Origin of the sequence: uncultured Pseudoxanthomonas sp. (assembly GCF_947498795.1) — a bacterium.
GTDB lineage: Bacteria > Pseudomonadota > Gammaproteobacteria > Xanthomonadales > Xanthomonadaceae > Pseudoxanthomonas_A.
On sequence record NZ_CANMLQ010000027.1, the window covers coordinates 1 to 1,221 of the forward strand.

Below are 1,221 nucleotides of genomic sequence, written 5' to 3' on the forward strand. Positions count from 1 at the left end.
GGTGAGTTCAACCCGTCAATGCAACATGATCAACAGTTGCACTGATAGGAGCGAACGATATGGCAAGGATGGGACGGCCCGGCATGTCTCGAGCCCAGAAGCGAGATCTCTGGCGACGATGGAAGGGCGGCCAGTCGCTCAGCGACATTGCCCGCTTCTTTGACAAGAATCCGGGTTCGATTTTCGGGGTTCTGGCCGCGCAAGGCGGGATCGCGCCGAGGGAACGTCGCCGATCCGCCCGGTCGCTGAGCTTAATGGACCGCGAAGAGATATCTCGATGCCTAGCTTCTGGCCAGTCGTTTCGCCAGATTGCGCTCAGCCTAGGGCGGCCTACCTCGACGATTAGCCGGGAAGTGGCACGGCATGGTGGCCGTGACCGATATCGGGCCGCACATGCCGATGAGGCCGCTTGGGAGGCAGCCCGGAGGCCACAGTCTTGCCGGTTGGCCGATAACCCTCGTCTGCGCTGGTTGGTGGCTTGCAAGCTGGGCCAGCAGTGGTCGCCGGAACAGATCGCCGGCTGGCTTAAGCTGAGGTTCCCGCTCAACCAGGCACTGCAGGTGTCGCACGAAACGATCTACCGGAGCTTGTTCATCCAGGCGCGCGGCCTGCTCAAGAAGGAACTCCTGGCGCACCTGCGCACGCGTCGCCGTATGCGCCACTCAAAGCTGGCCACCGCGACGCCTCGCGGCGGGATTATCGACGCGGTATCGATTCGGGAGCGTCCGGCGGAGGTCGAAGATCGCGCCGTGCCAGGGCATTGGGAGGGTGATCTGATCACGGGCAGCAACAATTCCCACATCGCGACGCTTGTGGAACGGCACTCGCGCTTCGTGATGCTGGTGAAAGTGAAGGGTAAGGACACCAGCAGCGTCGTCTCGGCGCTGAGCCGGCAAGTGAAAACACTGCCAACCGCGCTGCGAAAATCGCTGACGTGGGATCGAGGCGGTGAGATGGCCAGCCACAAGAACTTCACCGTGGCGACCGACACGCAGGTCTACTTCTGCGATCCGCAAAGCCCTTGGCAGCGCGGTTCGAACGAAAACACCAATGGCCTTCTGCGGCAGTACTTCCCCGACGGCACGGATCTATCCCGCCATTCGCAGGCATTCTTGAACAAGATCGCCAGACGTCTCAACGAAAGACCTCGTAAGACCTTGGGCTTCCAGACGCCAGCCGCTAAGCTGAGCCAAGCCGTTGCGTCGACGGGTTGAACTCACC

1 protein-coding gene is annotated in these 1,221 nt (G+C 61.7%); it reads left to right on the forward strand.

The features are described from left to right. Positions 1-68: 68 nt before the first annotated feature. Positions 69-1,214, forward strand: coding sequence for an IS30 family transposase (locus Q0907_RS18955; RefSeq protein WP_162108747.1), 1,146 nt, complete (start codon positions 69-71; stop codon positions 1,212-1,214). Positions 1,215-1,221 lie beyond the last annotated feature (7 nt).

What these genes read in the sequence shown, in the direction of transcription:
- Q0907_RS18955 (WP_162108747.1), top strand. Translation starts at nt 69, where the DNA reads ATGGGACGGCCCGGCATGTCTCGAGCCCAGAAGCGAGATCTCTGGCGA.